We start from the raw sequence: 7,351 nt of genomic DNA, 5'->3' as shown, positions 1-7,351 counted from the left end.
ACCCACAACCCCCCCCCCCCCCCCCCCCCCCCCCCCCCCCCCCCCCCCCCCCCCCCCCCCCGCGTCCCCGGCACGGTCGTCGCGCTCGGTGCGGTCAGCCTGGTCACCGACGTCTCCTCGGAGATGGTCACCGCCGTGCTGCCGCTCTACCTGGTACTGGGGCTCGGCCTCTCGCCCCTCCAGTTCGGTTTTCTCGACGGGCTGTTCAACGGCGCCACGGCGCTGGTCCGGCTGCTCGGCGGCAGGCTCGCCGACCGGGGCGGCGGCCGGCACCGGACGGTCGCCGGGGTCGGCTACCTGCTCTCGGCGCTCTCCCGGCTCGGGCTGCTGCTGGCCGGCGGGGCCGCCGGCGGGATCGCCGCCGCCCTGGCCGCCGACCGGCTCGGCAAGGGCGTGCGGACCGCGCCGCGGGATGCGCTGATCTCGCTCAGCGCACCGCCGGAAGCGCTCGGCCGGGCGTTCGGCGTGCACCGGGCGATGGACACCACGGGGGCGCTGCTCGGGCCGCTGGTCGCGTCAGCGGTGCTGTGGGCGACGGCGGACGCGTACGACGCGGTGTTCGTGGTCAGCTTCGCCACCGGCCTGCTCGGCGTACTGGTGCTGATGCTGTTCGTCCCGGCCCGGACGGCGGTGCCGGCCGTCCAGCCGAAGCCGGCCCGGAACAGGAACGGGAGCAGGAACGCACTCGGCGACCCGGTGTTCAGGCGGGTGGTCACCGCCGCCGCGCTGCTGGGGGCCGCGACGGTCGGCGACTCCTTCCTCTACCTGCTGCTCCAGCGCGGCCTGGACCTGCCGGCCGTGCTCTTCCCCTTGCTGCCGCTCGGCGCGGCGGCGTGCTACCTGCTGCTGGCCGTACCGGCGGGCCGGATCGCGGACCGGACCGGGCGGCGCACCCCGTTCCTCTGCGGGCACGGTGCGCTGCTCGCGGCCTACCTCACCCTGACGGCTCCGCCGGGGTGGCCGACCGCCGTACTCACCCTGGCTCTCCTGGGCGTCTTCTACGCCGCCACGGACGGCGTGCTGATGGCGCTTGCCGGGCCGGTGCTGCCGCCGGACCGCCGGGCCAGCGGGCTCGCGGTGCTGCAGACCGGCCAGGCGCTGGCCCGGCTGCTCGGAGCGGCCGGGTTCGGCGCGGCCTGGACGTGGTGGGGGCCGCGACCGGCCCTGGCGGTCTCCGCACTCGCGCTGGCCGCCGCACTCGCCGCCGCATGGCGGATCCTGCCGGGACGGGAGGTCTCATGAAGGCGCGATCGACGGTGCTGGTCATCGCTGTCCTGGTGTTGCTAGGCGGATCGCTCGGGTACGTGCTGCACGCCAGGCAGCGCGGCGACGGGCACCAACTCGTCGCAGCAGAGGGCTCGTTCACCCTGAACGAGCCCGGGCTCTACTACCGGGACGCCGCCACCGGGCGGGTCGCCCGCAGCCAGGGGGCGCCGGACGGGCCGTCCTGCGCCCGGTTCTACGCCGCGGGGGACCGCGCGCTCTGCCTGCGGGCACTGCCCGGCGTCCCGGCCCGTACCCAGGCGGTGGTGTACGACCGGCGGTTCACCGAGCTCCAGACGGTGACGGTGCCCGGCATCCCGAACCGGGCCCGGGTGTCGGCCTCCGGGCAGCTGCTCTCCTGGACCACCTTCGCCGTGGGGGACTCGTACGCGGCCGGCGCCTTCTCCACCCGGACGTCGATCCTGGACCTGCGCACCGGCTACCTGGTCAAGTCGATCGAGGCCATCCCGCTGACCGTCGACGGTACCCGCTACCACGCCGCCGACATCAACTACTGGGGCGTCAGCTTCGCCGCCGACGACAACCGCTTCTACGCCACCGTGTCGACCGGCGGCCGGACCCACCTGATCGAGGGCGACCTCCGGGCGTGGTCGGCGCGGACCCTGCGGGAGAACGTCGAGTGCCCCTCGCTCTCACCGGACGGCACCCGGATCGCCTTCAAGAAGAAGGTCTCGGCCGACCCGGCCGCACCCTGGCGGCTCCAGGTCCTGGAGCTCGCCGGGATGCGCGAGCACCCGCTTGCCGAGTCGCGCAGCGTGGACGACCAGGCGGCCTGGCTCGACGGGGAGACGCTCGGCTACGCGCTGCCGGGACGGGACGGGAAGGGCACCGACGTCTGGACCGTCCCGGCGGACGGCAGCGGGGCGCCGCACCTGCTGGTGCCCGCCGGCTCGTCGCCGGTGGCCGTGCCGCCGCTGCCGCCCGTGTCGCCGGCGCCGCCCGGGCCGAGCTGACCGGCGATCGGCCTTCCGGCCCTCGGGAGCAGGGGCTCGGTGCTCGGTTCTCGGTGCTCGGTGTCCGGTCCTCGGAGCTCCCCGTGGCGGACCGAGGTGGCGAACCGCTGACCGCCCCACAGGCTGCGCGGGCGTATATGGGGGTCCGCGGACCGGAAGATACGTGCTCGTCCCCCATGAACCGCAGGTCCCGCGGCGGCAGGATCGGCGGTGCGGTCGGACGCAGGCCGGCTCCGGCAGTCTCCAGAGAACGAAGGAAGAACGATGGCAGACGGGCACACGGCGGGCGAGGACTCGGCAGATCCGTACGCCACGTTCTTCCCCGACCTGATCGGGATGGTGCTCCGCCGGCAGGGCGCTTTGGGCTGGTCCGTCACCCCGGAGGACTTCTGGTGCCGCGTCTCCCCGAGCGACGCCGCCCCGGGCCGGAGGCAGGGCTGGAAGCTGCACGTGTCGGCCACCCCGCTCTCCGCCCCGATGGTGCTGACCCGTGCCGCCGAGGTGCTCGTCGCCGCCCGGGCCCCGTTCAAGTGCGCCGGCACCCCCGGCCGTCTGACGGAGCTCGTCTCCGCCCGCTACGACCGGGGAGGCGGCGGAAAGTTCATCACCGTCTACCCGAGCGACGACGACCAGTTCCGGCAGCTGGCCGAGGAGTTGCACCGGGCCACCGCACACCTGCCCGGGCCGGGCATCCTCTCCGACCGTCAGTACCGGCCGGGCAGCCTGGTGCACTACCGCTACGGCGCCTTCCGAGGCCACCCCCGGCTCACCAACGACGGCTCACCCGAGCCGATGCTGCAGGCACCCGACGGGAGCTTCGTGCGGGACCGGCGGCGAGCCGGTTTCAGCGCGCCCGCCTGGGCCACCTCCCCGCTGCCGCCGCCCGTAGAGCCCCCGCCCGCCCCCGGGACGAGCGTCCTGCTGAACGACCGCTACGTCGTGCACAAGGCCATCCGGCACTCCTACCGGGGCGGAGTCTTCCTCGCCACCGACCGGCGGACCGGGCAGGAGGTCGTCATCAAGGAGGCCCGCCGGCACGTCGGGGCCACCCTCAGAGGCACCGACTCGGGCGAGCGGCTGGGCCACGAGGCCGAGATGCACACGCTGCTCGCGCCGCTCGGCCTGTGTCCGCAGGTGCTGGACGTCTTCGGCCAGGGCGGTAACCGGTACCTCGCCGAGGAACGCATCGCCGGGCAGACGCTGCGCTCCTGGGTGTCCGAGAGGCTCCGCCCCGACCGGGCGTCGGTACTGGAGCTGGCCGGGCAGCTGGTGACCGTCGTCGAGGCCGTCCACGGGGTCGGCCTGGTCCTACGGGACCTCAGCCCCAACAACCTGATGGTCACTCCGGACGGCGAGCTCCGCCTGATCGACCTGGAGGCCCTCGCCCGCCCCGGAGACCTTGCTCCGGGCATCCACACTCCGGGCTTCTGCGCCCCGGAGGTGCTCGACAGCGCCCCGAACGGCTTGGCCCCCGCCCCGGAGTCCGACCTCTACAGCCTCGGTGCCGTGCTGTTCCACCTGCTCACCGGCGCCGAGCCCGCGCTCGCCGCGGACAGCGGGGCGACGCGCGGCCAACACGAGCGCCTCGTCGCCCTGCTGGCCGCCGCCCTCGCCGACCGCCCGGAGCTCACCGCCCTCCAGCCGCTGGTGCTGGGGCTCATGGCGGAGGACCCCCACGACCGTTGGAGCCTGGACACGGTCCGCGAGACGCTCGCCGGGCTGCCCGCCACCGCACCCGTGGACGCGCCCCCCGCCACCGGGAGCGCCCCGGACAGCGGGCGTGTCCTGGACGGCGGGACCGCGGAGCGGCTGCTCTCCGACGGGCTGACCCACCTGATGGACACCATGACCCCGCTGGACCCGGCACGGCTCTGGCCCGCCGACCCCTCCGCCGAGCGGACCGATCCGCTGAACGTGCAGCACGGCGCGGCCGGCGTCCTGTCCGTCCTCACCGCGGCCGCCGCACACCGGACGGACCCACGGCTGCGGGCGACCGTCGCCGAGGCCGCGCAGTGGATCGCCGCCCGGGCCCGGACCGGCGGACAGCAGCTGCCCGGGCTGCACTTCGGGCGCTCCGGCACCGCCTGGGCCCTGCTGGACGCCGCCCGGCTGCTCGACGACGACGGCCTCGCCGCGCACGCGGCCCAGCTGGCCCGCGAGGTGCCGGTGCGCTGGCCCAACCCCGACGTGTGCCACGGCGTGGCGGGCGCCGGCCTCACCCAGCTCCACTTCTGGCAGGCCACCGGTGACAAGGGGTTCCGCGAACGTGCGGTCGCCGCCGCCGAGGCCCTGCTGACCACCGCCGCGAAGGGCCGCTCCGGTGTCGTGTGGCCCGTCCCGGCCGACTTCGACTCCGAGCTCGCCGGAATCACCCATCTCGGCTTCGCCCACGGCGTCGCCGGCGTCGGCACCTTCCTGCTGCTCGCCGGGTTCGCCGCGGAGCGGGAGGACTTCGTCCACGCCGCCCGGGCGGCCGCCGAGACCCTGCTCACCACCGCACGCGTGCGGGACGGCGGCGCGGGCTGGCCCGTCGAGGACCGGGGCGCCGACACCCCCGCGCACGCGCCCCACTGGTGCAGCGGCGCCTCCGGCATCGGCACCTTCCTGATCCGCCTCTGGCAGGCCACCGGGGATCCCCGCTACCGCGAGACCGCCGAACAGGCCGCGACCGAGGTGTACCGCTGGCGGTGGCGGAGCTCGCCGGCCGCCTGCCACGGCCTCGCGGGCAACGCCGAGTACCTGCTCGACCTCGCCGAGGCCCTGAACGACCCCGGCCACCGGCGCCGTGCCGAGGAACTCCTCGCCTGCGCCCACGCGCGGCACGTCGTCCACGACGGGCTGCTCCTGATCCCCGACGACACCCTCACCGGGGTGGGCGTCGGCTACAACACCGGACTCGCCGGGCCGCTCGGCCTGCTGGTACGGCTCCACCACGGCGGGCCACGCCTGTGGCTGCCCGCCCCCGACCCGGCCGGAAGGAGGTGACCACCCATGACCAACGACGTCAACGCCCTGCAGCTGCTGGACAGCGAGGAGCAGACCACGACGGACTACATCTGCTTCCCGTTCAGCATCTTCACGTGCGGCAACTGGAGCTACGGCGACATCTAGCGGACCCGACCCGAGGAAAGCGAGTGAGTACGATGACCAACGACGTCAACGCCCTGCAGCTGCTGGACAGCGAAGAGCAGACCACCACGGACTACATCTGCTTCCCGTTCAGCATCTTCACGTGCGGCCACTGGAGCATCGACGACATGTGAGTCCGACAGGGGAAGAAGTGAGCACGGCGACATCCGTCGTGACCGCCCTGCAGCCGCCGGAGACCGAGCACTGCGGCATGGACGACGCCTCTGTCCTCACCCTCCGGGATTGCCTGGTCCGGACTCACACGGACGCGTGACCACGAGCGCCCCACGCCGGCGCGGGTCGCCGAGATCCTCTCGGCCACCCGCGCCGGTCGCCTGTCGGCCGCCGGCACTCGGGACGGGTGCGGTGGATCGACCGACTCTGCTGCCGGCCCGGCGGCCTGCCCGAGCTGTGGCCGCTCAGCTGAAGCCGCTCAGCTGTGGCCGACGATGACGGAGATCCCCCAGCCGATGGCGGCGAGCACCGCGGCGAAGCACAGCCCCGCCACCACGTGGCCGATGGGCCCGGCGGTCGGCTTCCCGGTGACATCCTCGTCCGCCGGGGCCGGTGGGTTGAGGGCGCGCAGGCCGACGGCGAACAGGGCCGGCAGGCCGGCGCCGGCGAGAAGGCCCACCGCGACGATCCGCCACAGCGCGTCCAGGTTGATCCAGGTGTTCACAGGGCCGCCCTGTCGGCGTCGGGTTGCGGGACCACCGAGCCGGTCCAGGTGGCGTTGACGTTCTCCGGTGTCACGGCCTGGTGGCGGGAGGCGACGTAGAAGGCGGTGGAGGCCAGCAGCAGCACGAGGAAGATCACCACGACGCCGAGGGTCCCGCCGATCCCGTTCGCGGCCCAGTAGGCCGCGGCGCCGACCCCGCCCGAGGCCGGCAGGGTGAACAGCCAGGCCACCGCCATCCGGCGGGCGACGTTCCAGCGCACCACGGCGTCCTTCTTGCCGACCCCCGCGCCGACGATCGATCCGGTGGCCACATGGGTGGTGGAGAGCGAGTAGCCGAAGTCGGTGGAGGCCAGGATCACCGCGGCCGAGGCCGACTCGGCGGCCATGCCCTGGGGCGACTCGATCTCCAGGAGTCCCTTGCCCAGCGTCCGGATGACCCGCCAGCCGCCGATGTAGGTGCCCAGGGCGATCGCCACCGCGCAGGACGTGATCACCCAGGTCGGGGAGGTGGCCCCGGGCTCCAGGGTGCCGTTGGCGATCAGGGCCAGCGTGATGACGCCCATGGTCTTCTGCGCGTCGTTGGTGCCGTGGGCGAGCGAGACCATCGAGGCCGAGCCGACCTGGCCGAGCCGGAAGCCGTGGTCGCGCGGGCCTTCGGACACGCCCCGGGTGAAGCGGTAGACGAGGTGGGTGCCGACCACCGCGACGGTGCCGGCGATGAACGGGGACAGGGTGGCGGGCACGATCACCTTGGAGACCAGGCCCTGCCATTTGACGGCCGAGGCGCCGGCTGCCGCCATCGTGGCCCCGACGACGCCGCCGACGAGCGCGTGCGAGGAACTGGAGGGGATGCCGAGGTACCAGGTGGTGAGGTTCCACAGGATGCTGCCGGCCAGGCCGGCGAAGACCACGGTGAGGGTCACGTCGCCGCTCTGGACCAGGCCGCTGGCGATGGTCGCCGCGACGGCGGTCGACAGGAACGCGCCGAGCAGGTTCAGCACAGCGGAGACGGCGACCGCCACCCGTGGGCGCAGGGCCTGGGTGGCGATCGAGGTGGCCATGGCGTTGCCGGTGTCGTGGAAGCCGTTGGTGAAGTCGAACCCCAGCGCGGTGGCGACCACCAGAGCCAGGACCGCGTCGTTGCCGGTCACGGGCCCGAACCTAGATCGTCGGCCGCAGCCTTCCGGTGCTGGGGGGGGGGGGGGGGGGGGGGGGGGGGGGGGAAGGGGGGGGGGGGGGGAAGGACAACGGAAACCAGGAAGCAACATGCCCGGGACATAAGGTCGAACAACGAGAAGAGGGACGA

7 protein-coding genes are annotated in these 7,351 nt (G+C 74.1%); 5 read left to right on the top strand and 2 right to left on the bottom strand.

All coding sequences use genetic code 11. The features are described from left to right. Positions 1 to 123 precede the first annotated feature (123 nt). The 5 genes from ACZ5WK_RS29370 to ACZ5WK_RS29350 all read left to right on the top strand — a co-directional run bounded on the left by ACZ5WK_RS29370 (position 124) and on the right by ACZ5WK_RS29350 (position 5,500). Positions 124 to 1,242 (top strand): MFS transporter, encoded by a 1,119-nt coding sequence (locus tag ACZ5WK_RS29370; RefSeq protein ID WP_465551737.1) that lies wholly within the window; start codon positions 124 to 126, stop codon positions 1,240 to 1,242. After that, complete coding sequence (locus ACZ5WK_RS29365; protein WP_465551735.1) at positions 1,239 to 2,237, top strand: TolB-like translocation protein; 999 nt, start codon at positions 1,239 to 1,241, stop codon at positions 2,235 to 2,237. The genes ACZ5WK_RS29370 and ACZ5WK_RS29365 overlap by 4 nt, the downstream gene beginning before the upstream one ends. A gap of 264 nt (positions 2,238 to 2,501) precedes the next feature. Further along, positions 2,502 to 5,222, top strand: coding sequence for a class IV lanthionine synthetase LanL (gene lanL / locus ACZ5WK_RS29360; RefSeq protein WP_465551733.1), 2,721 nt, complete (start codon positions 2,502 to 2,504; stop codon positions 5,220 to 5,222). A 6-nt stretch (positions 5,223 to 5,228) separates the two neighbouring features. After that, complete coding sequence (locus ACZ5WK_RS29355) at positions 5,229 to 5,348, top strand: ALQxL family class IV lanthipeptide (protein ID WP_331741485.1); 120 nt, start codon at positions 5,229 to 5,231, stop codon at positions 5,346 to 5,348. Positions 5,349 to 5,380: 32 nt separating this feature from the next. After that, a complete protein-coding gene (locus tag ACZ5WK_RS29350) occupies positions 5,381 to 5,500 on the top strand; it encodes an ALQxL family class IV lanthipeptide (RefSeq protein ID WP_465551903.1) in 120 nt (39 codons plus the stop codon). Between the two features lie 299 nt (positions 5,501 to 5,799). Here ACZ5WK_RS29350 and ACZ5WK_RS29345 read toward each other — a convergent pair whose 3' ends face one another. Both ACZ5WK_RS29345 and ACZ5WK_RS29340 read right to left on the bottom strand, forming a co-directional pair. Then, positions 5,800 to 6,045, bottom strand: a complete 246-nt coding sequence (locus tag ACZ5WK_RS29345) for a hypothetical protein (protein WP_465551731.1) — start codon at positions 6,043 to 6,045, stop codon at positions 5,800 to 5,802. Continuing rightward, positions 6,042 to 7,196, bottom strand: coding sequence for an inorganic phosphate transporter (locus tag ACZ5WK_RS29340; protein WP_465551729.1), 1,155 nt, complete (start codon positions 7,194 to 7,196; stop codon positions 6,042 to 6,044). Before ACZ5WK_RS29340 ends, ACZ5WK_RS29345 begins: the two co-directional genes overlap by 4 nt. Positions 7,197 to 7,351: the final 155 nt, after the last annotated feature.

It is taken from the genome of Kitasatospora sp. NPDC032757, assembly GCF_055579305.1.
The sequence above is the reverse complement of the archived record's forward strand: the minus strand, read 5'-3'. Positions and strand labels throughout refer to the sequence as shown.

Bases quoted from the DNA above. Each gene is read 5' to 3' on its own strand.
- lanL (WP_465551733.1), top strand. From the start codon at position 2,502: ATGGCAGACGGGCACACGGCGGGCGAGGACTCGGCAGATCCGTACGCC.
- ACZ5WK_RS29350 (WP_465551903.1), top strand. From the start codon at position 5,381: ATGACCAACGACGTCAACGCCCTGCAGCTGCTGGACAGCGAAGAGCAG.
- ACZ5WK_RS29365 (WP_465551735.1), top strand. From the start codon at position 1,239: ATGAAGGCGCGATCGACGGTGCTGGTCATCGCTGTCCTGGTGTTGCTA.
- ACZ5WK_RS29355 (WP_331741485.1), top strand. From the start codon at position 5,229: ATGACCAACGACGTCAACGCCCTGCAGCTGCTGGACAGCGAGGAGCAG.
- ACZ5WK_RS29370 (WP_465551737.1), top strand. From the start codon at position 124: ATGGTCACCGCCGTGCTGCCGCTCTACCTGGTACTGGGGCTCGGCCTC.